Genomic DNA, 23692 nt, shown 5'->3' on the forward strand with positions numbered 1-23692 from the left:
ACTCAAACTATCGATCTTTTACTAAGTATTACAGTGCCTGGCACTTTAAATACTAAGTCTTGCTCTTCTTTCATTGGTTATACAGTATGTTAACAAAGTGTTAGAGAAGAGCATTTCTATATGAGGGCCAATCTCCTGATTTTATTGGTGTTTTTAATAGACTAAAATCATTAGCGATATATACAAATGCTTTTAATTGGTTTGAATGAGTATAAATTGTTTGGATGACCCGATTGTATAGGTTTAAATGTCCCCCTTCTTCAAAATCCTCAAGTTTGTCAAGCTGTTTGAGTACTTCATCTGTAACAGTATACAGTTCTCCCAAAACAATGTTAGTTTCACATTTTTTAATTGCTGGATAACCTAAGCCACTGTCAAACAACTGGCCATGTGTCCAACAACTTTTAAGTAGGCACCTGGAATTCTTTAGTAAGTGATGATTAGACTCTCCATTACATAAGGTACCGTACACAAAAACGTTATGGGTTGTGGTCATATGTTAGCACACTCCTATCTTTTAATAATATTTTGGTCAGTTGGCATATATATAGATAGAGTTGAACCCCAGCACAATAGATACTGGGGTAAAGTCTATAATATTAAGGCTAAGATAATAGGCAACGTAATAACACTTGCTAGAGTACTGACAAGAGTAACACTTGAAACAAATTCTGGTTTCGTATTAAACTCTAATGACATCATGGTCGTATTAGCAGCTGATGGCATGGCAGCCATTAAAATAATAATATTAGCTACTAAGTCCGATACAGGTAAGATCCAGGCAAACAAGAAAGCAATAAGAGGTGATATTACTAGTTTAAGAACAAGTGAATATGACATCTTTTCAATCTCTAGGTGTTTGATCCGAATGGTAGCAAGCTGCATACCTAGAATAATCATAACAGTAGGAATTGTAGCATCCGCAACTAGATTAATACTTTTATAGAATGTATCAGGTACATGAACTGGTAAAAACTGAAAGGAAATGCCGAGAATCGCAGCATATACAGTTGGCATCTTGGCCACAGCCATTAATGAGCCGAGAATACCCGTCTGCTTTTCTTCACTCCCCTTCGCAGCATAATAGATTCCAACTGTTGTCATAATTAATGACTGAATAACCATTAAAATTATCGCAATATCGAATCCAGCTACACCAAAAGCAAACAAGGCAACAGGCGTACCATAATTACCATTATTCATAAATGCAGAAGCTAATATAAGAGAACTAGACTCTTTTCGCGTATACTTCTTAATATATGAAAGTGCATAAACTAGTGAAATCAATCCAAAGCACAAACCAAGTGCGAAAATAGTTAAGTATAAGTAGGTCGAGTTTAACTCATTTTCATAAAATGTTCTAAATACTAAAAAGGGCATTAACAAATACAAAGCCATCTTTGAAATGTTTTTGGGATCAATATGTAAAGTACGCTGCCCAATGTACCCCACTAGAAATACAAGCAAAACAGGTAATATAACTAATATAAACTCCACCATTACACCTTCTATCCAGAAGTTACTCATTATTTTACTAACATATTATTAGTTTACATGAAACATTACGAAATTCGAAGGAATATTTTTATATCTTTCAAAGGAATAGACTTAAAATTAATGTTTTTTATTTAGTTTACATAATAATGTTATGGTAACGTTAACACATTAAAGCATTGGGGGCCTGGCCCCCAATGCTTTAATGTGTTAAACTTTTGAAATTATTTATATTAGGCAAGGAGTTATGTTGCCTGGGTAAATGCTTCTCCGCGCTTAGCGGCTCGTATGTGTTGTTTGATCGTGTGTAGGAGATCTTGTTTTTTTCCAGAGATTTCTTTAAACTCACCTGAGATGATACAGTAAAGCAATTTTAGATCTAGTGCTGTTGTGTGTTTGAGGACTTGTGCATCTAAGTATTCATTAAGGAATTGAATGACGTCATGTTCTGTAGTAATTGCTTCATAATTAAGTTTAGTTCCTTTTAACTGATCAAATTTTTGTTCGCAGAATAACGTGTAGGTCTTGTGCAAGACACTATTCTTAGAAGATAATCCCTTATTTGTATTTTTTGCTTTTTCACTTACTTCGTACTGGGTTGTATGTTTATTCTGTATTTCAAGCGGGAGAACTGTACCTTTGTCTAATGAGTTTAACAAATCTATAACCTGGTTAAGTTCGTTCAATTCCTTTTTTAATTTCCCTTCATCAATAGTGGAATAAATAGTACGCAGTGTCTCTAAATATTTAGAAATCTGCCCAAATGTTATTTTAGCCATCGTTTACCGCCTGAATATATAAGTGTTTTAATTGGTTTTTGCTCAATACAAATCATGATCTCTTTTGTTAATTCTTTATACTCTTCGACTTTTTGGCCATTGGCTGTTGCTCTTGCAATATGCTCATAATTATGAATAACAGTGTCAAATACATACTTTTCCCCTCCAATTGGAGAAAGCAGTGTTTCAATTTTCGCTTTCGTTAAGTCTTTCTTAAGGTCATTCATTACGGTATCGTAGTTTGCGGTTCCCTTTTTCAATGTTTCAAAGATCCCAAGTAACTCTGGCTTCTCCCCAAATAGAGCTTTTGCAAGAGTTGAATTTTCTGCGTCTACACATTGGGTCTGATAGATTTTATCTACAGTTTTTATATAGTGGACGACCCCTCTTACACTCATGGTTTGGATAATGGAAGGTATAATGTAGTAATCCGACAAGAGAAACGCACCTTGTGTAATAATTGTATTGCTTGGTGGACAGTCAAATAAGATGTAATCAAAGTCATCTTCTATATGACTTGATTGGAAAAACTGTTGTAGAGCTAATAAATCATAGAACTCATCTTTTAGCATTTGGGCAAGGTCGTCGAGACCACCCCGTCTATAAAATATGTTAGATGGTATAAAATGAATACCTTCGTCCGTTTCTTTTATTAATGGTTTTTTATCGAGTGTTACGTGCAGTGAAGGATATTCCTTTTTCTGAAGCCAAATATCATAAACGTAATTTAAACATTCATTTTCTTTTAACTTATCCAAATCAATATTTGTTCGTGCCAAACAAATCTCACTTAGTGAGCATTGTGGATCTAAGTCAATAAGTAAGACCTTTTTGCCTGCCTCAACCATATGTAAAGCAATTTGATAAATACTAGTTGTTTTCCCTACCCCACCCTTATAATTACCAACAAAGACTTTCCTTGCTTTTGGCAAAGCTGTCCCCCCTTAGATATGATTCCCTTCATATTTATTAGGGGTTTTAATACTTATGCATTAAATATTCATCCGTAAAATACATTAAGTAACTCGGCACGAGAAACCAACTTGTTCCTATATGTCTTAAATTAGGGTCAAGAAGCTTATACATTCCATTCCGCTTATTTGAAATTATGTTTTACTTGAAGGATAATAAGTTAAGGCTCTTTTCTAAAACTTTGTTGTTTTTCAAGCTAATTTTTCTAAAACCCACCTATTTTGTACACAAAACCATAGTGATAATTGTTAGAAAAGAGCAACTCTCTCTATTTAAATCACTGGACGTTGTACTACCGAGTAAAAATCCGGTAATTGGGATTTTTACGAAGTCAACAATCTTTACGAAAACAGCCTAAGTTAAAGTACTAGTAAGGAGTCGGATTCAATTGAAAGAGATTAAAGTAGTTGCTGCTATCATTGAAAATGACCAAAAGGAACTTCTGTGTGCCTTACGTTCTTCCGATATGACTTTACCCAATCATTGGGAATTTCCAGGTGGAAAAGTTGAAAATAATGAGAATCTTTATACAGCTTTGGAAAGAGAGATTGCTGAAGAATTACAATGTAAAATAGAAGCTAATGAGGTATTTCATGAAAATACACACCAATATGACGGGTTTCTTATCCGTTTAATAACCATTAAATGTAATATTATTGATGGTATACCAAATCCAAGCGAACACGCAGAAATTCTGTGGGTAAATAGAGAACGTCTAGGCTCATTAGTTTGGGCTCCTGCAGACATACCAGCCGTTGAACTCCTAATAGCAGAAGGATCCGCTAACTAATTACTTTCGTGCAAGTGTTGGTTGAAAAATTCTGTTTCAGGATAAAGACTTATTTCGTGTAAAGATCAAACATGTCCCTTTTAAAACATGTAACTTAAAAAGACAGCCTTGCTATTAAAGCAGAGCTGTCCTCTTTATTTTCAAAACGATCTTCGAGTATAGTAATTATAAAATATTAAATTAATCAATGATTATTAAGAGTGTGGTCTAAAACTTAGAATGATAGTTTTCAATTTCCCAAGAATGTACTGCTGTACGGTAATTATCCCACTCCGCCTTCTTAAGTGCTACATATTCACGGTAAACGTGCTCTCCTAATGTCTTCAGACCAATTTCGTTTGCTTGTAGTTCAGCCAAAGCAGCCTCTAAGCTACCAGGAAGATTCTCAATACCAAGATCTGCACGAATATCTTCAGACATATGGAAAATATCTTCGTTAATTGGATTACGTACCTCTAAGCCTTTTTCAATACCATCTAAACCAGCAGCTGCAATAACTGCAAAAGTCAGGTAAGGGTTTGAAGAAGGATCTGGGCAACGTAACTCAACTCGGGTTGCTAATCCTCTTTTTGCAGGAATACGAATTAATGCTGAACGGTTAGATGCCGACCAAGCAATATAGCACGGAGCCTCATATCCGGGTACTAAACGCTTATAAGAGTTTACTAATGGGTTTGTTACAGCAGTGAAGCTCTTTACGTTCTCTAAGAGACCTGCGATAAATTGGTATGCTTTTTCAGATAATTGATTCTTGTCTGCTGGATCATAAAAAGAGTTTTCGTTTCCTTCAAATAATGACATGTTAACGTGCATACCAGAACCGTTAATTCCGAAAACTGGCTTTGGCATGAATGTAGCATGAAGACCGTATTGTCTTGCGATAGTTTTAACAACCCATTTGTAAGTCGTTGCATGGTCTGCTGCGGTTAATACATCAGCATACTTAAAGTTAATTTCATGCTGCCCTTCCGCAACTTCATGGTGAGAAGCTTCAATCGTGAATCCCATTGCCTTTAAAGCACGGTAAATTTCTAATCGAACGCGCTCACCAATATCTTTAGGTGATGGCTCGAAGTATCCTGCGCGGTCGCTTAACTCTGTAGTTGGATAGCCGTATTCATCTGTTTTAAATAAGAAAAATTCGAGTTCAGGACCTACAGAAATCATATAGCCTTGATCAGCAGCACGATCTACTACCTTTTTTAAAACGTTTCTTGTATCCCCTTCAAATAAAGTACCGTCAGGGTTAGAAACAGAGCAAAGGAAACGAGCTTCTGAGTAGCCATCTTCGACTGTCCAAGGTAAAACTGTGAATGTATTAAGATCAGGAACTAAATAAAGATCAGACTTGTTAATTGGTGAAAATCCTTTAATGGAAGAACCATCAAACATCATTTTTCCTTCTACAACATCTTCTAATTGCGCGGTAGTTACCGTTACGTGCTTTAAGATACCTTCAATATCAACAAACTGTAGGTGTAAAAGCTCTACACTCTTTTTATTTATTGTCTCTTTAATCTGTTCAAGTAGACCAGTATTTTCTTTAGTAATTACATTCCCCATGTTATATTACCTCACATTATCATGTTATTTTTCCTTACATTGATTATATGGAGAATTTAGTTTTTTGACAATAGTTTTTATTCAACTTTTTTATTAAATTTTCTGAAAGCGTTTACTGGTCTACTATGATAAAATATGAGACTGAAACGTAAACTTCACCTTAGAGTGGTATACTTTGAATTTATAGGAAATATTTCAATATACTTATATATATCATCTATTTCCTAAGGTCCTTCTACCAAGGATAAAAGTATAACAAAATGGTAAACCCAAAAAGACTGAATCCAATTGAATCCAGTCTTTTACTTTGTATTGATATGTATCTGATAGTTAAGGTAATAACACTTTATCTACCACATGAATTACACCATTTGAAGCTTCAACATCTGGTTTGATTACTTTAGCATCATTTACCTTAACTGGATTTAGAGAAATAGTTACTTCTTGATCAGCTAACGTTTTTACCTTCATTCCGTCCTTTAAGTCAGTCGATAAAACTTTTCCTGAAACTACATGGTATAGAAGAATCTTCTTTAAATCCTCTCTAGCTAGTAGTTCTTCTGCTGTAATATTTAAATCTTTAAGTAATTTTTTGAATGCATCATCTGTTGGAGCGAAAACCGTAAATGGCCCATTTCCTTTAAGTGTTTCAACCAGTTCTGCTTTTTTAAGTGCTGCTACCAAAATCTCAAAATCACCTGACTCTACAGCAATATCAACAATGTCTTTACTTGTACTTTCAGCTGCAAACGCTCCAGTAGAATAGGATGCGAACAACATAAACAAACAAAATACGATAGTAAATTTTTTCTTCATTCTTTATCCTCCTTATTATTAAACCCTTATTTTTGCATCTTTAAATATGAATCCTAATCTAGTCCTGTCACCTCCAAATGTAAAAATCTAAAGCTAGTATTCGTTTAAAATATTTTTTTATCCTCAATATATCGAATAAGTTTATAGCGGTATTTCTAAGGTCGGAATAATTTATAGAATGTAATTAAGGTTAAGTTATTAGTATGTTCACGTGGCTTATTGGCTTGCCCAGTTATACTGTTCAGTTACGAAACTATCTATACAAGAAAAAACCTTCCTAAAATAAACCTAATCCGTTCCGTTTCGGGGTGCATATCCCCTAAATGGAAATGAAAATGGCGTGCAAACTAATAACAGTTTTGACACGCCATTTTCTAATTTATGATTTTTTTTAGTCCTGGAAATAGAAAAGATCTTATGGTGCTAAAGCCCCTTATAGATTAATAAAGATAAAAGAAAAATGAGTGCATCATTGCACTCTAATTGTTATTTTTAGACTTTAACATGTAAAGTTCTTTTTCAAGTTTATTTACTTTATCAGCAATAAAATCAACATCCATAATTCTTGATTCGGTAGTTAACTCAAATTGTCCACCAAACACCTACTAATTTTGTTTCAATGACATCAAATCTATTGTGCATCTCTGTTTTTAATTGACTAATCTCTGACTTCATACCCTTCATTTCCTTACTCAATTCTGTAAGTAGTTCAAGAATTTGGTTATCCATTTTATCACCTCTATTACTTATTATAGTTGATAGTTAAAAAACAAGCATCACCTTTTTGAATAATACATCTGTCTCTCTTGTATTAAATTCATCCTTTACTTCAACAACAAAGCCCACTTATCCAATCTCTCCCTTTCCGGGGTTTATACAGAATCCATATTGCTAAATATTATTGTTCAGTCATGCTATCATGATTCCACTTCCATCTGAATGGTCAGTCCTGCCATCTACAAAATAAAAATAGTGCCAATTTCCCTAAGAACAGCTTCTAATCCTGCTTTGATCAGTAGCTGTTCTATTTCAATATTTGCCCCCGATAACAATAAGCATGAACTATATTACTTTAAGAGCTCTTCTAATAAAGCACAAACTTTAAGAGTCTAGAAATAAACTAGTTTAAGTAATCACTATATTTTTCTTCTAACACCTTAATCATGCTATTATGCGCTTCTAAAACTTCATGATCATAATGTTTTCTTTCATTATTTTCTAATCTCTTTCTTTCTGATTTATCTTCTTCAAACGCAAATTTCCCAAATACAACTCCCTTAATATTATATGAACCAACTGAAGGTCCATTTTCTGATTCATTTAGTTCGAGGAAAAGGATATATTTTTTATTATCTTCCATAGGTAGATATCCATTTACACTTAATAGTTGATCATGATTCTCTTCGTATGCTGCAGTCTCTAATATAGTTATCTTCTTATCTATAACACGTTCAGTATCATTTTTAATAACAGATTTCACCTCAAAATCTGAAAGTGTGAAATAATAGTTAGGTATTCCTTCTTCGTCTCTATCAAAAATAGACTTCCCATCTATTTTTTTTCCAATTACAATTAAAGGGGATTCTTTTTCCAATTCATCTAATGAGTTATATATTTTCTCAACCTTACCTTCAGATACAACAACTTCTGAATTATTTGGAAAGGCAAATACCACACCTAAAGTTATACCTGCTAACAGAACTCCAGTTAAAATTAATTTATTCATTAATTGATTCCCCCATTATGGATAAACTGCATTGATGCCATTATAATCATCTGTTTGTGGTGAAAGACAATTACACCAACCTTTTCCTATCATGACAGATTTTAGGTAGTCTTCATGAGACAATCCTAAAATGTGTCCCATTTCGTGTATCATTGTTTCTTTCTTTAAATCTGGACCTATGTCTTCAAAATCTTCGTCATTATAGTTATCTTTCCTTTGTAAACTAAACAATGATACCCTATTTGACAGGCAGACCCATCACTTTTATATTTAATGGCACTTGCATAATAACCTCCGAGGTCCACTTCGTTAGATGAAACAATACTAGTTTTTGTGCCGTTACTTGTACTAGTGGAACTTTTAGCAATTTGCACTTTGGAGGAGGGATTCCATGCAGTTACAAATGAGCTATAGGACTTGTACCCTTCATTAATAGTTGTTGAATCAACAAAATAAGTTAAACTATTAGGACTGCTCCAATACACACCATTTATGTAGTAGGCTTCAATAGTTTGTTTTGAGACGTAATAAACTATAATAAAAACTAATGATAGAACTAGAATATCCAACAGCCTTTTTTTCAGTAAAGAGCGACCTTTATGCGTTGTATTAATCATTCTTACCACCTATGATTTTTTGCCGAGAATCGATAACATATTTGCTATTTAACCTAAAGCTTAAACTATAAATATTTCCATTAAACAACAAAATATTACAACTATTAACAATATTACAACACAACATTTAGGAATAGTTGTATATAATTATATATTTTTGATTAATCTCTTAAAATATTATCAAAGTAGTGTCTATACAATGTTTCAAAGAGGAGAAATTGAAGTTCAAGAGTTTTTACAAAAAGGAAGCCTTATGAGCTTTAGTTTCAAACCCATATAGAAGGATTAGTGAAGTTGCTTGTCTTTCTATAAGAAATGAAAGAGTTTACTGGTTACCAACCTCCGTAGTCTTAGAATCTAGGTCCATTATCACAAACCAGTTGTTCAATATTTATAAACTGTTCCGTTTTTGGGGTGCATATCATGTAATTGGCAATGAAAATGGCGTGTAAACTGATAACATTATCAAGACCTAAATTTAAAAAAATTAAATAAATTAAAGGGCATAACATATTATATATGACTAATATGTTATGCCCTTCTTATTCAAGTAACGCACCCGTTCGTAATATAAGGTTAGCCAGAATTTTCTGGTTGACCTATTTTTATATGGTCTTATGATAACGGTAGTCGGGGTAGAACGTCGCACCCGTGGGAATCAATCCCGTTAGCTAAACTGTTCACCCCCTACTTGAATAAACATGTTTCAGGCTGGTTGGGACATTGTGATCCCGTTTAACAAGCGAACCTATGACATTACAAGAAGCTTTAGGGGTTACCGACAAATGATGTATTTCTAGGAGGAGATATTGTATGAATCCAGTCATTGGTCTGGATGTATCAAAAGGAGAAAGTCAGGTTCAAGCATTTTTAGATAAAGGCCAACCTTATCGTAAGAGCTTTAGTATTAAACACATTACTGAAGGATTAGGTAGTTTATTAGAGTTCCTTAAAGAGGTTGAAAATTCAGCTGGTAGTAATCAACCTACGGTCGTTTTAGAATCAACTGGGCACTACCATATTCCTGTTATTCAGTTTCTAGAGGAGCAAAATTATGTTTATATTGTCGTCAATCCTCTTATCTCACATAGAGCAAAGAGTTCAAGTCTACGCAAGGTAAAGATAGATGCGGTAGATGCCTATCACCTTTGTGAATTGTTTTATAAAGAAGAGTTAGAGCCTTATAAAAAGCGAGGTATTCAACTCCTAAACCTTCGTAATCTTACTAGGCAGCAAGAGAGTATCGCTGAAGTATCAGCAAAAACTAAACTACAACTTCACTCATTATTAGATCAGGTCTTCCCTGAGTATAGAGGTGTTTTTGGTAGTTTATACTCAAAGGTTTCGTTGCTTACATTACTAGCATTCCCAACCTCTCAGGCTGTGTTAAGTGTAAGTGAAAGAGAGCTGCCGAAAAGATTGGTTCATTATGTATAAGTCGCTCTGATGCCTGGGCAAAAGAAAGGGCAGAGAACCCTTCGTAACCCATTTCAGAACAACCTGTACCAGAGTCATATCTTTAATCTTGCTTTTTGGCATCATTAAAACGTTCTATCTCTCCAACCTCAGAAATAATCGTTGCCGCGATTTTTTCTCCGATACCAGGGATAGATTGGAGTATCTCATATTCTTCAATTTCACTAGCGAGGGCATCTATTTCAGCCGCAATCTTAGATAGATGCTCTTGATATTGAAGAACCATACTAACTAATAACAAGCCCTTTAGAGTAGCAGTTATTGCATGTGTTAATAAGCTCTTACATTGGATTTATGCCTTACTAAAAAGCAGAACTACTTTCCAAGATATAGATTAAAAACTATATCTAACTAAATACAACAAAACCTTCCAATTAGAGTATAGCGGAAGGTTATTTGGCATGTTCAATTTTAGTATATCATGATGTTAGTAATCTTTTTATTGAAAAATGTTGACAAACTATTAGCTGGTTTACTTGAATTGAATAAACAAAAATTTTTTTCACTCACTTGGACTATATATTTGGTTATGCCATTGTTGCAAAATATCAGTGATAATTTTTCTCAACCCTGAATACTCGCCTTTATACAACAGTCGAAAATATAACCCCCTCAAGAAAGTTATAACGTTTGACTTCTTCCAGAAAAAGTTCAAACTATACCCTTCATTTCTTTTTAAGTCCTGAAGAGTATCTGAAACTTCTAAAATCCAATTCTCCAATTCATTATGTGTAATCCCTATGCCAATAAGTGCTTCCAATACAAATATTAGCCTTTCTCCTTCATCATCCACAAAAGGTCCTTTAGTTGTAGTCTCTTTGAATAAACATAGTTTAATTACTTCAAGGCATTCAGAAGATAATCCATTGTTAAAACTGGGATGTCTGACAGCCTCAGCTAAAAAATCTGCTCCGTGAGCAATACTATGTGCCCAACCTTTTCCTTCCACATAACCACGAACATCTTTTTCAAGATTTAAATACTTAATACTTTCTTCTATTGTCTTTAAAACAACTTCCTTAGATAGAAATGGTCTTTGCCTATCTTTTTGTAGGATTAGTCCAATAACCAAAGCGGAGAAAGAACGAGTAAATACTAAATCACTCTCCCTGTCCTCAATACCCAAAAACAAATTTCGGAGGCATACTTCAATAATATGTTCCAATTGATTGTCAGTTAAATAGTCCTCCACGATCAATTTCCCAAATGTATTAAAAATCAGTGTATCTCTTAACTCAGGGTCAGTTGAGCCTATATTATCTAGCATTCTTTCAACAAGATTATTTAGTTCATCATGTTTTAAAACTGTATCAAAGTCTATTGCTTTTAGTTCTGATTTTAACATCAATACCATCACCCTTTTTTATCTCCTATTTATAATCCTTATAATCCTTACGTAGTAAACTGCTTCATAAGCCTAACAACTTCCACAAAACTTACCCTTTACTTCAATAATAAAAGCCAATCACATTCTGAAGATTAGCAGCTTTTATCTAAAAATCTTATTGAGTATTATCTATCAAAAATTCCTTTTCTTTTTTCTTAATTAACTACAGATCAGTTAAGGCACCAAACATAAACCCTGTTAACACATCTGTAAGAGGAGGGGGTTCCGCCAATCCATATAAAAGAATAAATTATACTAATGATTCCAATAATCCATGTGAAATACAAATAAATCCCCCTTTCTTGTGGAACTAAAATGCTCCGTTAGGACAGTAACTTCAACAAAAAAAGCGTCAATTCCTTCTTGAATCAACGCCCACTATAATTTATGTGTATTCCTTCACAAAAAGTTTTGGAAAAATCTAAGTTCTCTTTGTTGCAAGAATTGCTGATGTTTTTGGGGTTAAATAAATTTCAGTTGCAACTAACTCTTCGTGATTTAGCCAGAATTCTCTTACAGTATCTGGTTTCCCCTTCCATTCATCTGGAAAATGTTCTTCAGGGGTAAAATCATCCATAAGTAACAATCCCCCTTGGTCCAATGCTTGTAACAAGATTTCGCCTTCAAATGTTTTTGCAGTAGCTGCATCAGCGAAAATGAATTGAAATGGTCCCTCTGAAATAACCTCTTTCCAATCTCCAACATATAATTTTACTTGATTATGGAATAAGGTATTCATTACCACATCCATTTTTTCTTTACAATTATCCACAGAGATGAATTCCGTTGTTGGGGCAATGGCAGATAGAATCCAAGAACTACCTACACCATATCCTGTTCCTATTTCAAGAATTTTCCCATCCCTTATCTGTCCCACAAGGACTGATAGAAGTCTTCCAACTTCATCTGAACAGGAATTAGAAAATCCTTTTTCTTCGGCTAATTTCTTTGCAGCTTGAACTATTTTAAGAATGAATGTGTTTGACCTATATGCAGTTTGCACTAAATAACCTCCTAGTGTATCTTTATCTTCGTCAGCTATCCTTCCCCTTTACTTAAATATGTCTTGAACCTTTAAAGCAACTTCTTTAGGCTTAACATCAATGGACGATAATTCACTAATATCCACCCACACAGGCAGATATGTTCCTCTAACTTGATTATTGTCAATGTACTCTTTAACTTGTCCAGTTCCAAATGTTCCATTGATGATCTCTGATAAGAAAAAGTATTGAGTTCCCTCAAAGTCAACTTCAGCAATGCACTCATTAACTTTAACTTTTACCCCCAGTTCTTCTAGGGCTTCTCTTTTTGTAGCTTCTTCTGGTGTTTCCCCGTATTAAATCCCACCACCAGGAAACACATAATAAACATAACCATCTCTTATTCTTCTAATTAGCCCAACCTGCTTGTCCTCTACAATTACTACTGAGCCTCTATCTCGCATGACTGTCTCCCTTTGGTCTAACATGTTTGTTCAAGTAACCTTCTCCTTTAGTACGATAAAAAAGAAATTACATAACAACTCCATGCCGTTATTGCTAAATTAAAAAGTTATATCAACTTCTTCGTCTATAATAAAACCTTGTTTAACATAATTAATTAATTTACTTGATTCCATCTCGACTCTTTTTCTCCCAAGTGGATAATTAAACCAGTTGTCTTCTTTTGTAGTTTGGTCATCTACTGAACATATAGAATAATTAATCCAATCTGGCATAAATGTTTTTAGTGTTAAGTTAAATCTACGCATATGAAAGTTAGTTGTGACCACCAGTATTCTTTTTATATGATGAAGGTTCAAAGCCCTATCAATAACTAATAAGGAAGCAATTACATTTTCTTTAGAATGAAGTGAAATATCTTCGATGATAATATCCTTTTCTGGGATTCCTTTTCTCATAGCCTCTTGTTTCAATAATTGTGCTTCCGTGATGTCTCTACCTTCACATTTAACTCCACCCGAAAAAATTATCTTATTTGCTCTCCCTTGTTCATACAATTCAATGGCTTTTGGTAAACGATATTCCACAGCCTTATTACTACCTGGGACAAAGATTAGATCACCAATCACATTATCATCTTCAAGATTTTTATAAAGTAGTTCAGTCATTTGTAGGTCATTAAGTTTATTCGGGTCTAACTGAGAAATGTTTATTAGCATGATCCACCTCACCATAATTGCTTTATTTTATTTCTTTATTCCACTAAACTACATTGAATAAGCATCTCTAGGTTATTTTACTTCAATAACAATTGCATAATAGGAATCTCTTGATGAATACTTACCATCTTCTGAGAGCCAATTCACTAAAAAATCATAATAATATATACCTTCTTCAATTGGAGCAGTAAGTACACCATTTACTAACTCATCTTTTAACCATTCATGGTCTTTGTCGAGCATTCTGGATACAGAAATACTAGATGGCTTTGGTTCATTATCAAATCGGATTTTAATGTTTGCACCTTTTTGAACTTTGAAGGGTAATTTTCCGCCTAGTATCTCAGGTGGTCCAGCATAGTCAACACAACCAGTATTCCAACAATAGGAAGCTCGCACAACTTCAATGTTTTCTTCTCCAACAGTAACTATTGGTATTGGTGGAGTATCACCTTCTAACTCTTTAACGGAGCATCCTGCTATAACCACTACTATGACGATAAACAACCAAATAACCATTTTAAACGATTTCAGCTACAAACTCCCCCCAATAGTAAAGACGATTATGATCAATAAAATGTTTCTTATTCGATTAAACTCACCGTTTTTTGAATAAGAGGAATGACTAGAATTATTTATTTCCCTTAATCTATTTTAGTAATTTAATAATTTCTTTATTTTGTTCATTTGTCTTCTTAAGTGTTAATTCAATAGAAAGACATGTAAATACTAGAACTATTAAACCAAGTATTAGGATTATTATGATAAAGTCCAAGAGTTTTCACCCCTTATGGATTTTTATTATTAATCGACCACCTGTAAAAAATATTCACCGTTTTTTATGCTATTTCGCATTTAATTCGTTTAGTTCATTCTCAATCTCATCCAACAAAAAAACGTATTCGGGAAGGTTATTATACTTTCCTTTTAATACCTTAAGTGTTTTTATTATGGCAAATTTTAATGCAGCTTCATGATCAATATCATAGTTTGGGAGAACTCCGGTACCCTCCCAATTACCACCTGTTAGAGGACTAATTGATCTCCCGGTGGAACAAATAAACGTATATTAATTGTCACTTGATGATAGTTACCTGGATTAGCTCTACCACCAGTTGTTTCTCCAATGATCTCTACACGCCCTAGTTCTTTTGATGCATATGCAAACAGTTCACCAGCTGAAAATGTTTTCTTACTTGTTAACAGGTAGACTGGTTTATTTTATGTATTTATTACAGGGTACAAAATGGGTTATATAAGGTATTACCTTTGTAAGAAGAAAGTAACGGTATTAGTTTTTCATAGAATTCTTGTATGCTCCTAATGCTTCAATTACATAACACGAACATTTAATCCCATTATAAAAGTTTTCAAGATCCATATTTTCATTTGGGGAATGATTTTGTTCATCAAAGTTTGCATAAGGGACAACTACCGATGGAACCTGTAAGATTTTAGTCCAAACGTAGTCAGGCAAGCTACCTCCTAAGCTTGGTTGAACAATAGGTTTTTGTTGATAACTCTCTTCTACTGCCTCCTCTATGACTTTAATCAATCTGTTTCCATAAGGTGTTCGAGAGGGTTCCATTGAACCAAGATGTTTAACCTTAACCCCAGGTGCATGCTTTTCTACATGAGCACAAACTTTCTCAAAAATATCAGAAGGATTCTGATCTAGAACTAAGCGAAAATCAATCTTAACAGTTGCCTCAGATGGAATAATTGTTTTTGATCCTTCACCACCATACCCACTTATAAAACCTTGTATATTGAATGTGGGCTCTAAGGTCAGCTTTCGGTAGTAGGTTTCACCATCCATATTTAATTCTTTATAACCAATTTCCTTTCCTACCTTTTCATTATCAAATGGTAATTTCTTTAGTAAATCTAATTCTTCTTGAGTTAGTTTGAGTATGTCGTCATAAAATCCATCAATGGTTACTTTGTGGTTATGATCACGCATTGTGCTTAATAGATCAATTAATGTCCATGCGGGATTTGGAACAATATTCCCTTTGTTACCTGAGTGATTATCCCATTCTGCTTCCTTTGCAGTTAACTCTACACATAATACGCCACGGACTCCTAATAACACTAAAGGTTCACCGGTAACTGGCATTGGTCCATCTGCGGTGTAAACTAAATCTGCCTTGAGTAAGTCTTTATGACTTTCTACAAAAACGGGTAAACTTACACTTGTACTCTCTTCTTCTCCTTCGAATACAAATTTTATATTAATAGGTAGTTTACTATGAACATCTAGCATCGTCTTAACGGCTAGTAGATGCGTAATTAGTTGGCCCTTATTATCTCCAACACCTCTACAATAGATTTTTCCGTCTCTAATGGTCGGTTCAAAGGGTGGTGATAACCATTGATCAAGTGGATCTACAGGTTGAACGTCATAGTGCCCGTAAAATAGGATTGTCAGGTCATTTGGATCGTTGATTATCTCACCATAAACTATTGGTTGTCCTTCAGTTTTATATATCTTAGTATTAATTCCAATGTCCTCCATTATGACTTTAAGAAGTTCTGCACATTCTACTACTCCGTCATTTTGAGAACTTATACTTCTTTGTCTAAGTAAGGTAAATAGAGTTTCTAGATATTCTTCTTTTCTTTCGTTTATTAAGGATAAAACTGATTGAAGATCCATGTAGTAAACCTCCTATTACTAACAACTCTTTTTTGTGTGCTTCCATAATTCAGTTTTGGGTAGGAAAATGAGAATGATATAAACACTAAAAGTGCCAGTGCTTCACTGACACTTTAATATAATTATTCTAGTAATTCTCTTGCTTGCTGCAGGGCCCAAACGACACGATTTTGTCCACGTGTTAAATGCGTCTGAAGAACTTTGTATTCATGTGAACCTTCTTGCAATTGCTTGAAATTCGTTGCCGGTGCGATATCTGGTAATGGAGGGACATTTAATGCTGAATCATGACGGAACTTTCCCTTTCTTGTAAAGTTTATTGTGATAAGTATTCTCCCGAGTTTTTCGATTATTGTATTAGCCTTTTGAACTTGTGGATTAATTAATTCTAAGTTTTTCAACTCAACAATTTTTCTATAAAACGAAATTAAATCCTCTTGTAATAATACTACCTCACGTAACGCTGGCGTAAAATCAAAGTGATTACCAGCCTGCTCTTGGTAGGATTTAATGGTGTCCTCCAACTCTAAAGCAGTCTTTACAAAATCATATGGATGTATCGTAGCGTTTGCTGCACGGAGGATGGCTGTTAAGTAGATTTTTATATCCTTTTCAAGAATTGATAGATCCGCAACATGCATTAAATCTTCCTCAGTATGCCATTCAATATTCGCGCCACAACCACCTACCGGGTAATAACCTTTTTGTTTTAATAACTCTTCTGGAATGCTCGACGATAACATGAAGAACGAGGTAATCCCTATATTATTAAATGAATAGTCACCAGCTCGTAAAGGTCTCGTTCCTTTAGAAGGTAACCCCACTGTGTCGTGGATGACATCTTTACAGAATTGATCTACTTCACTCATCCACATCATGTATTCATAAGACGTTGCATCTACACATCCTGGGGAGTCACAGTTTACCTGTGCCACACAATTTCTCTCAAGGTCAAGGCCGTACTGATCGACAAACCACGTGGATCCACCGTAACGTCCGGTTGAATGACCTGTCCATACCGCAATACGAACACTCCTTTTTAATTTATCTCTGTGTTTGTAAAAGATTCTTGCCATTTCTAGTAATGCTGCATCACCAGTAGCGTTATCTCCAATACCTTCATGCCACGAATCTAAGTGTCCATGTAGTAACACATACTTATCTGGTTGTTCTGTACCTTCAATAAATATGTCAATAATAGGACATTCCATCCAATCCTTTTCTAAATACGTGTTACATTCAATCTCAATGGTTTCTCTACCAGCTAAACTCTTTAACTCGTCACCATCAGGTTTATTAATCGCCAAGACAGGAATCTTTGGCTCGTCATTCATGTTGTCTAGATCTGGTGCTCCCCAAATCGGTGTACAAATACCTTCGTGAATGTTCTGTCCAGGACTGATGAAGATAATTGCGCTGACACCCAACTGTGTAAATTCTTGAACCTTACCTGGCATTGGAAATCCTTCTGTTAACACAATTTTACCTGTAAGGTCACCAACGTCTTCTTGTACTTTTGAACCGAAAATATCATTAATCCCCTTAGCGTATCCAGTTGAGATATAAACTAACTCCCCCTTTAAGGCCTTGTCTCCTGTAGAAATGGAGAAGGAAGGAGTTTTTACTCGAAACTCTTTTTCTACAGGACTTTTAAGTCTCAAATATGCTTTTTTAGGTACAGATAAGTATAATTCTGGCTTGTGGATTTTGTAAGGAACGCCCCATGTCTCTAAGTAATTAGCTAAAAAACTTGCTGCTATCTTTTCATCCTCACTACCAGACTCACGAATAAGTGTACTGAATCTTTCAAGTATAGCTCTTGGAATTTCCAGACTGACTTCATCTACTAATAGGTTTTCAATTTCATTCTTCATGAAAGTTGACATGTGATGCTCTCCTCTCGACCCTAGTTTACTAAATTTAGAATTTTTAAAAAATTTATGTTATAAAAAAACCAAAGGATTAAAAGCCTTTGGAGTAGTTAAGTATTATATACCTTAATTCTATCATTCTTCAATTTGTTATAGTTTTATAATCGTCGGACTAATTTCGACAAATCACTAAAGTTTTTTCGTTAGTTTGAGTAGTATCCTACCTAATGCTTCGACAGCAGTAGGAATTACTTTCTCATCAAAATCGAAACAAGGATGATGGTGGCCAGCTGGTAAAGGTGAAGCAAACACAAGATATGTAGCACTCCCACCTTTTTGTTGAACATGATCAATCATAAATGTAACGTCTTCTGATGCCCCTAAAGGTAAAACCGGTAATACATTTTTAATCCGCTCACTTGAATGACATGCTTTCTGCACAATATCAACCCATTCAGAATCACATTCAGCACTTGGCGCAAACCCGACAATATCTATTTCTTCTTTTACGTCATATAGAATAGGAGTTGCCTTCAAAATGCGAAGTGCTTCCTCTCTCATATAGTCACTGAGGGCGGTTGTTTCACCTCTAGTTTCGATCTCCATCTTTGCAAAATCAGCAATGATATTTCGACCGGTGCCAGCTTCTAGCTTTCCAACATTCACTCGAGTTGCTCCATCAGCGTGTCTAGTAATTCCATTTAGATGAAGACTTGCTGCTGCAGCGGCAAGTAAAGCGTTTCTGCCTTCGTTTGGTTCAAGTCCTGCATGAGCCGACTTTCCTTTATACACTACATTGTATTTCGTGCTAGCTAGAAACTTAGTCGTCGTGGCAGCAATCTCACCTACAGGTAATGAATGAATCCCAATATGACCACTTAGAAAATAATCAACAGAATCTAACCAACCCTTTTCAACCATTGGTTTTGCGCCACGACCACCTTCTTCAGCTGGTTGAAATAAAAGTGTAAACCGACCACTCAGATTTTCTTTATACCTATGTAAAAAATGAGCAACTCCAATTCCGATTGCTGCATGGCCATCGTGACCACAGGCATGCATGACACCCTCTCTCTTTGAATAGAATCCCTCTTGGTAAGGAAAATGTTCATCTTCTTTTGATTCAAAAATGGGTAGAGCATCAATGTCAAACCGCATTGCAATGTGTTTCCCTGGTATACCAGTATCTAGTTGAGCAACTAATCCTGTATTTCCATTCTTCATCTTTTCTAACCAATCATTTGGAACATTCATTTCACGCGCCCTATTTTCGTTTGCTACTAGAACATCTTCTGAAGGTTTACCTAATCGTGACTGACTGATCATTGATTCTTTTCCTATTGATAAGTCAAAACCCAATTTTTCTAGTTCCCTACCTATCTTGTAAGTTGTCACATATTCAGTGAAGCCTAGTTCTGGACATTCATGTAATTCTCTTCGTAATGTAATTAATGAATCTTCAATAGATTCGATGAAATCGTTAATAGAATGACTCATAGAACTAATCCCCCTTGTAAAAAAATTATTGTTTATCTCCATTTATTAGCAATAACTCAAGTCGTCCTTTCACTTCTGGCCATTCTTCTTCTAGAATACTATAGACGTTTGTATCTCTAACATATCCGTCGTATAGGATTTTTTCTTTGCGCAAGGTTCCTTCTTTTTTCGCACCAATCCTTAATACTGCATTGTTTGAGCGCTCGTTTCTCGTATCTACCTTAAACTGTACTCGGATTAATTTCAGTTCTTCGAAGCAGTGACGGAGCAGGAGGTATTTACATTCTGTATTCACCCTTGTTCGCCAAACTTTCTTAGAATACCATGTTGCTCCAATTTCTGCTTGTTTATTTTCAGTAGAGATATTTAAAAGTCTTGTCATTCCTACAATCTGTTCAGATTCATGATCAAATACGACAAATGGGAGCTGGAGTCCTTGCTCTTTAGCTTTTATAGCTTGGGTGATTTGTAGGGTTACGTCCTCTATACTCTCTAATTTATTTGGTAATAGACGCCAAATATCTGTACTGTCAACAGCCTTATATACTTTATCCAAATCTTTTTCTCTTAAAGGTGATAAACTAACTCTTTCTCCCTTTAAGGTAACATCCTGGATATTCATTGAGTTCTCCTCTTCTAATTAATTGTAATTTATTTTAAGTTTACCATGTATTTGCATGAGAGAAACATTGTTATAAACTAACGAATCTGCCCTGATCCATATACAAAATACTTACTAGATGTTAATGCTTCTAACCCCATTGGCCCTCTTGCGTGGAGTTTTTGCGTGCTGATCCCAATTTCTGCTCCATAGCCAAATTCAAACCCATCTGTAAATCTGGTAGAGGCATTATGATATACAACCGCAGCATCTACACAGTTTAAAAAGATAGCTGCGTGTTTTTCATCGTTAGTGATGATAGTCTCCGAATGTTTTGTTCCATATTGATTGATATGTGTTATCGCATCTGATAAATGATTCACTACTTTTGCACTGATTGACAGATTTAGATACTCTGTATACCAATCCTGTTCAGTTGCTTGTTGAGCTTTGGAATAACTCATACAAATTGTTTCGTCTCCATATATTTCAACACCTTCTTTATGAAGAGAATCAAGTAAATCGTTGCCCCATTTCTGGAACCAGTCTTTATGAAAAAGAACTGTTTCGAGCGAATTACATACAGATGGTCTTTGTACTTTTCCATTTAGTACGATCTTTTGCGCCATTTCAAATTCTGCTGTTTGATCTATATATAGATGGCAGTTTCCAGCACCGGTCTCAATGACTGGAACACTTGCTTCCCGAACAACAGTATCTATGAGTTGTTTTCCTCCTCTAGGAATGAGGACATCTAAATATTCATGGAGGTGAAAGAGTTCTTTTGCCGTTTCTCTTGAAGTATCTTCAATTAACTGAACTGAATCCACTGGAATCTTACTATATTTCAAGGCTTGATGAATGGATTGAACAATCGCAATATTTGAAAGTATAGCTGAAGAACTTCCTCTTAAAATAACCGCATTTCCAGTTTTAATTGAAAGAGTTGCCGCATCGACCGTAACATTTGGTCTTGCCTCATAAATCATACCTATGACTCCCAGTGGCACACGATTCTTCTTAATAACCATTCCATTATCTTTCTTAATGGTTTCAATTGTTTTTCCAATAGGGTCTTCTAATTCAATAAGTAAGTGAATACCATTGACCATTTGTTCAATTCTAGTTCTCGTTAAAAGGATACGATCTAAAATTACTTTAGAAAGTCCATTGTTTTCACCTTTCTGCACATCCTTTTCATTTTCTTTCAAAATATGATCTTGATCAATTAGAAGTTGTTCAGCCATTAATTTTAAAGCATTATTCTTATCTTCAGTAGTTAGCGTTACTAGTTCATAGCTTGCTAGTTTTGCCTTATTCCCCTTACTTTTTACTTCGGTCATATTATTCCTCCTTCCTAATTTTTACCCATTTGTCCCTGTGGATGATCTCATTGGTTTTAACTTTACTGTAAGTTCGTCTACTTATTAACTCCTTCAGATTTTCTGAGGAACAGGTAACTTCACCTTTTCCAAGCAAACTAGTAGAATTATAGACTTCCACTATATCTCCTTTGTGAAAGTCTCCTTGTACCTCATAAACACCTGCAGGTAATAAGCTTTTTCCATTGTAAAGAAGAGCTTCCTCTGCCCCTTGATCAACATAAATTTTTCCTGCTACCGATGAATGAAGCGAAATCCATTGTCGTCTTGTAGTTAGGGTGTGTAATAGTTTTCCTCCAATATAAGTTCCATCTCCATGACCGTTCATAATATCTATTAGCTTTTCTGACCCTATACCTTTACCAATAAAAACGGGGATGCCTAATGATAAAGCAACTTTTGCTGCTAATAACTTAGACCTCATTCCACCAGTTCCAACACTTGAACCAGTGCCATTTGCTACTTGCAATATATCGTCATGAATCTCTTCAATTCGGTTAAAGCGATTAGCAGTTGGATCTTGACGAGGATTTTTATCATAGATACCATTAATATCTGTCAATATAATAAGTTTGTCAGCATGTACTAACCCGCTAACTAAGGAGGAAAGCATATCATTATCACCAAAGGTCAATTCTTCAACCGAAACCGTATCATTTTCATTTATAATAGGTAATATCCCTCTCTCTAACAACTCGGTTAACGTAGCATATGCGTTCTTATATCGGTTTCTATTTGTAAAGTCAGTTCGGGTTAACAGTATTTGTGCAGGCTGGATTCCAAAATTTCGAAGGTGTTCATTATAAGATTGAATGAGCAGTCCTTGCCCCACTGCTGCAGCAGCTTGTTTCCCTTTTAGAGTTGTCGGTCGAGTAGGATAACCTAACTCCTTAAATCCTGCGGCTACCGCGCCAGATGATACAAGTAATACTTCATCTCCTTGTTCTCTAAGTTTTGCAATAGCATGAATATGATCCTGTAGCTTTGCCTGATCGATCTCTGCCTTATCGTTTGTTAATGAACTACTTCCAATCTTTACAACAATACGTCTTTTCCTCATTTAACTAGCCTCCTCCAAACAAAAAAATAAACTAGCCCTTCATCCTAATAATAAGGACGAAAGGGCTAGTTCCGTGGTACCACCTAAATTGAATGTCAAATGACATCCCGCTTTTCCCTGATAACGTCAGGAAGACCGCCTATGTTTACATAAGACTCTGAAGGTAGGTTCAGCGACTGTCCGTGACGAGGTCTCTCAGCTCTTAAACCTCGCTCTCTGACACTTCAAGTTTCGCATACTAGTCCATCGTTAACCGTTCTTTTGTTTTAGTTTTTCAAATTTTATGACAAATTAAGGTTGCTGTCAATATAAATTTAAATGACTAACTGATTCACGTATTATGAACTTATCAGCGTTAGTGGATTAAGCTTGCTAATAAACTCACGTGTTCTCGATCTTTATCTAGAATACTTTCAATTAACTGCTTACTTTCTTGATCCAGATCTCCTTTTACCATTTCTTCAGATAGTTCAATACCATAATAGCTTTCTCCTTTTAATGCACTATCAATAATCTTATTCTGTTCCGTTGGTATCATAAACTTCCCAATATACCCTTGAATAGAACCAAACATTCCTTCATTATCAACGGATGTACCACCAAGATTCTGAATCCTTTCTGCTACTTGTAATGCATGCTGTTTATGTTCTTGTTGAATATGTTGAAAGGTTCTTTTTATTTCAGGATCTTCAAGCCTTTGGATATAATGTTCATAAGCATGAATTCCCATATATTGCCCTTTGAGAAACTCATTTAGGGTAGTAATGACGTCTTTTCCCGGCATATCTATCACTCCTTTCCCTTAATCTCGCTCTTAGATCATTAAATTATGTATGGT

General features: G+C 35.0%; 23 protein-coding genes and 3 pseudogenes. 2 read left to right on the forward strand and 24 right to left on the reverse strand.

Going from position 1 to position 23692, the window contains the following annotated elements:
- Positions 1–100: 100 nt before the first annotated feature.
- From LT143_RS11980 to LT143_RS11995, 4 genes are all read right to left on the reverse strand, one after another.
- Positions 101–496, reverse strand: a complete 396-nt coding sequence (locus LT143_RS11980) for a gamma-glutamylcyclotransferase family protein (RefSeq protein WP_246943281.1) — start codon at positions 494–496, stop codon at positions 101–103.
- A 95-nt stretch (positions 497–591) separates the two neighbouring features.
- Positions 592–1497: an AEC family transporter gene (locus LT143_RS11985; protein WP_246943432.1), complete on the reverse strand. Its 906-nt coding sequence runs from the start codon at positions 1495–1497 to the stop codon at positions 592–594.
- A gap of 242 nt (positions 1498–1739) precedes the next feature.
- On the reverse strand, positions 1740–2273 hold the full coding sequence (locus LT143_RS11990; protein ID WP_246943283.1) for a hypothetical protein: 534 nt from the start codon (positions 2271–2273) through the stop codon (positions 1740–1742).
- Positions 2261–3205 carry a ParA family protein gene (locus tag LT143_RS11995; RefSeq protein ID WP_246943285.1) on the reverse strand — a complete coding sequence of 315 codons (945 nt, stop codon included), beginning with the start codon at positions 3203–3205 and terminating at the stop codon, positions 2261–2263. Before LT143_RS11995 ends, LT143_RS11990 begins: the two co-directional genes overlap by 13 nt.
- A gap of 428 nt (positions 3206–3633) precedes the next feature.
- On the opposite strand from LT143_RS11995, the gene LT143_RS12000 reads away from it, so the two are divergent.
- A complete protein-coding gene (locus tag LT143_RS12000) occupies positions 3634–4035 on the forward strand; it encodes a (deoxy)nucleoside triphosphate pyrophosphohydrolase (RefSeq protein ID WP_272495777.1) in 402 nt (133 codons plus the stop codon).
- A gap of 207 nt (positions 4036–4242) precedes the next feature.
- Here LT143_RS12000 and glnA read toward each other — a convergent pair whose 3' ends face one another.
- The 6 genes from glnA to LT143_RS12025 all read right to left on the reverse strand — a co-directional run bounded on the left by glnA (position 4243) and on the right by LT143_RS12025 (position 8757).
- On the reverse strand, positions 4243–5598 hold the full coding sequence (glnA, locus tag LT143_RS12005; protein WP_246943287.1) for a type I glutamate--ammonia ligase: 1356 nt from the start codon (positions 5596–5598) through the stop codon (positions 4243–4245).
- Positions 5599–5928: 330 nt separating this feature from the next.
- On the reverse strand, positions 5929–6414 hold the full coding sequence (locus LT143_RS12010) for a fasciclin domain-containing protein (protein ID WP_246943290.1): 486 nt from the start codon (positions 6412–6414) through the stop codon (positions 5929–5931).
- A 582-nt stretch (positions 6415–6996) separates the two neighbouring features.
- Positions 6997–7143: a hypothetical protein gene (locus LT143_RS12015; protein ID WP_246943292.1), complete on the reverse strand. Its 147-nt coding sequence runs from the start codon at positions 7141–7143 to the stop codon at positions 6997–6999.
- Between the two features lie 391 nt (positions 7144–7534).
- A complete protein-coding gene (locus LT143_RS12020) occupies positions 7535–8140 on the reverse strand; it encodes a hypothetical protein (RefSeq protein WP_246943294.1) in 606 nt (201 codons plus the stop codon).
- 15 nt (positions 8141–8155) lie between these two features.
- Positions 8156–8293, reverse strand: coding sequence for a matrixin family metalloprotease (locus tag LT143_RS20750; protein WP_418909829.1), 138 nt, complete (start codon positions 8291–8293; stop codon positions 8156–8158).
- 23 nt (positions 8294–8316) lie between these two features.
- Positions 8317–8757 carry a hypothetical protein gene (locus LT143_RS12025; RefSeq protein ID WP_246943296.1) on the reverse strand — a complete coding sequence of 147 codons (441 nt, stop codon included), beginning with the start codon at positions 8755–8757 and terminating at the stop codon, positions 8317–8319.
- A gap of 813 nt (positions 8758–9570) precedes the next feature.
- Between LT143_RS12025 and LT143_RS12030 the strand changes: the two genes are divergently transcribed.
- On the forward strand, positions 9571–10194 hold the full coding sequence (locus LT143_RS12030; protein WP_418909830.1) for an IS110 family transposase: 624 nt from the start codon (positions 9571–9573) through the stop codon (positions 10192–10194).
- A gap of 91 nt (positions 10195–10285) precedes the next feature.
- Here LT143_RS12030 and LT143_RS12035 read toward each other — a convergent pair.
- The 14 genes and pseudogenes from LT143_RS12035 to LT143_RS12095 form a co-directional block, all read right to left on the reverse strand.
- Positions 10286–10471, reverse strand: a pseudogene (locus LT143_RS12035) (transposase); the annotation flags it as partial.
- A gap of 264 nt (positions 10472–10735) precedes the next feature.
- A complete protein-coding gene (locus tag LT143_RS12040; protein WP_246943298.1) occupies positions 10736–11578 on the reverse strand; it encodes a DUF2785 domain-containing protein in 843 nt (280 codons plus the stop codon).
- A 463-nt stretch (positions 11579–12041) separates the two neighbouring features.
- Positions 12042–12623, reverse strand: a complete 582-nt coding sequence (locus tag LT143_RS12045; protein ID WP_246943301.1) for an O-methyltransferase — start codon at positions 12621–12623, stop codon at positions 12042–12044.
- Positions 12624–12671: 48 nt separating this feature from the next.
- Positions 12672–13067, reverse strand: a pseudogene (locus LT143_RS12050) (NUDIX hydrolase).
- A gap of 99 nt (positions 13068–13166) precedes the next feature.
- Positions 13167–13784, reverse strand: coding sequence for a YdcF family protein (locus LT143_RS12055; RefSeq protein ID WP_246943302.1), 618 nt, complete (start codon positions 13782–13784; stop codon positions 13167–13169).
- Positions 13785–13856: 72 nt separating this feature from the next.
- A complete protein-coding gene (locus tag LT143_RS12060; RefSeq protein WP_246943304.1) occupies positions 13857–14303 on the reverse strand; it encodes a hypothetical protein in 447 nt (148 codons plus the stop codon).
- Between the two features lie 507 nt (positions 14304–14810).
- A pseudogene (locus tag LT143_RS20755) lies at positions 14811–14993 on the reverse strand (S41 family peptidase); the annotation flags it as partial.
- Positions 14994–15075: 82 nt separating this feature from the next.
- Positions 15076–16443, reverse strand: a complete 1368-nt coding sequence (locus tag LT143_RS12065) for a M20/M25/M40 family metallo-hydrolase (RefSeq protein WP_246943307.1) — start codon at positions 16441–16443, stop codon at positions 15076–15078.
- Positions 16444–16565: 122 nt separating this feature from the next.
- Entirely contained in the window at positions 16566–18329 is a 1764-nt protein-coding gene (locus LT143_RS12070) for a M28 family peptidase (RefSeq protein ID WP_246943309.1), read from the reverse strand.
- Positions 18330–18503: 174 nt separating this feature from the next.
- Entirely contained in the window at positions 18504–19811 is a 1308-nt protein-coding gene (locus LT143_RS12075; RefSeq protein WP_246943311.1) for an amidohydrolase, read from the reverse strand.
- A gap of 25 nt (positions 19812–19836) precedes the next feature.
- On the reverse strand, positions 19837–20433 hold the full coding sequence (locus tag LT143_RS12080) for a GNAT family N-acetyltransferase (RefSeq protein ID WP_246943313.1): 597 nt from the start codon (positions 20431–20433) through the stop codon (positions 19837–19839).
- Positions 20434–20510: 77 nt separating this feature from the next.
- Positions 20511–21755, reverse strand: a complete 1245-nt coding sequence (locus LT143_RS12085; protein WP_246943315.1) for a glutamate-5-semialdehyde dehydrogenase — start codon at positions 21753–21755, stop codon at positions 20511–20513.
- 1 nt (position 21756) lies between these two features.
- Positions 21757–22854, reverse strand: coding sequence for a glutamate 5-kinase (gene proB / locus LT143_RS12090; protein ID WP_246943317.1), 1098 nt, complete (start codon positions 22852–22854; stop codon positions 21757–21759).
- A 355-nt stretch (positions 22855–23209) separates the two neighbouring features.
- Complete coding sequence (locus LT143_RS12095) at positions 23210–23638, reverse strand: ferritin-like domain-containing protein (protein WP_246943319.1); 429 nt, start codon at positions 23636–23638, stop codon at positions 23210–23212.
- Positions 23639–23692 lie beyond the last annotated feature (54 nt).

It is taken from the genome of Bacillus pinisoli (assembly GCF_023036475.1).
Lineage (GTDB): Bacteria > Bacillota > Bacilli > Bacillales > SA4 > Bacillus_BS > Bacillus_BS pinisoli.

Bases quoted from the DNA above. Each gene is read 5' to 3' on its own strand.
- LT143_RS20750 (WP_418909829.1), bottom strand. From the start codon at position 8,293: ATGATACACGAAATGGGACACATTTTAGGATTGTCTCATGAAGACTAC.
- LT143_RS11990 (WP_246943283.1), bottom strand. From the start codon at position 2,273: ATGGCTAAAATAACATTTGGGCAGATTTCTAAATATTTAGAGACACTG.
- proB (WP_246943317.1), bottom strand. From the start codon at position 22,854: ATGAGGAAAAGACGTATTGTTGTAAAGATTGGAAGTAGTTCATTAACA.
- LT143_RS12070 (WP_246943309.1), bottom strand. From the start codon at position 18,329: ATGTCAACTTTCATGAAGAATGAAATTGAAAACCTATTAGTAGATGAA.
- LT143_RS12055 (WP_246943302.1), bottom strand. From the start codon at position 13,784: ATGCTAATAAACATTTCTCAGTTAGACCCGAATAAACTTAATGACCTA.
- LT143_RS12040 (WP_246943298.1), bottom strand. From the start codon at position 11,578: ATGTTAAAATCAGAACTAAAAGCAATAGACTTTGATACAGTTTTAAAA.
- LT143_RS12030 (WP_418909830.1), top strand. From the start codon at position 9,571: ATGAATCCAGTCATTGGTCTGGATGTATCAAAAGGAGAAAGTCAGGTT.
- LT143_RS12065 (WP_246943307.1), bottom strand. From the start codon at position 16,443: ATGGATCTTCAATCAGTTTTATCCTTAATAAACGAAAGAAAAGAAGAA.
- LT143_RS12075 (WP_246943311.1), bottom strand. From the start codon at position 19,811: ATGAGTCATTCTATTAACGATTTCATCGAATCTATTGAAGATTCATTA.
- LT143_RS11980 (WP_246943281.1), bottom strand. From the start codon at position 496: ATGACCACAACCCATAACGTTTTTGTGTACGGTACCTTATGTAATGGA.
- LT143_RS12020 (WP_246943294.1), bottom strand. From the start codon at position 8,140: ATGAATAAATTAATTTTAACTGGAGTTCTGTTAGCAGGTATAACTTTA.
- LT143_RS12025 (WP_246943296.1), bottom strand. From the start codon at position 8,757: ATGATTAATACAACGCATAAAGGTCGCTCTTTACTGAAAAAAAGGCTG.
- LT143_RS12015 (WP_246943292.1), bottom strand. From the start codon at position 7,143: ATGGATAACCAAATTCTTGAACTACTTACAGAATTGAGTAAGGAAATG.
- LT143_RS12095 (WP_246943319.1), bottom strand. From the start codon at position 23,638: ATGCCGGGAAAAGACGTCATTACTACCCTAAATGAGTTTCTCAAAGGG.
- LT143_RS12010 (WP_246943290.1), bottom strand. From the start codon at position 6,414: ATGAAGAAAAAATTTACTATCGTATTTTGTTTGTTTATGTTGTTCGCA.
- LT143_RS12060 (WP_246943304.1), bottom strand. From the start codon at position 14,303: ATGGTTATTTGGTTGTTTATCGTCATAGTAGTGGTTATAGCAGGATGC.
- LT143_RS12085 (WP_246943315.1), bottom strand. From the start codon at position 21,755: ATGACCGAAGTAAAAAGTAAGGGGAATAAGGCAAAACTAGCAAGCTAT.
- glnA (WP_246943287.1), bottom strand. From the start codon at position 5,598: ATGGGGAATGTAATTACTAAAGAAAATACTGGTCTACTTGAACAGATT.
- LT143_RS12080 (WP_246943313.1), bottom strand. From the start codon at position 20,433: ATGAATATCCAGGATGTTACCTTAAAGGGAGAAAGAGTTAGTTTATCA.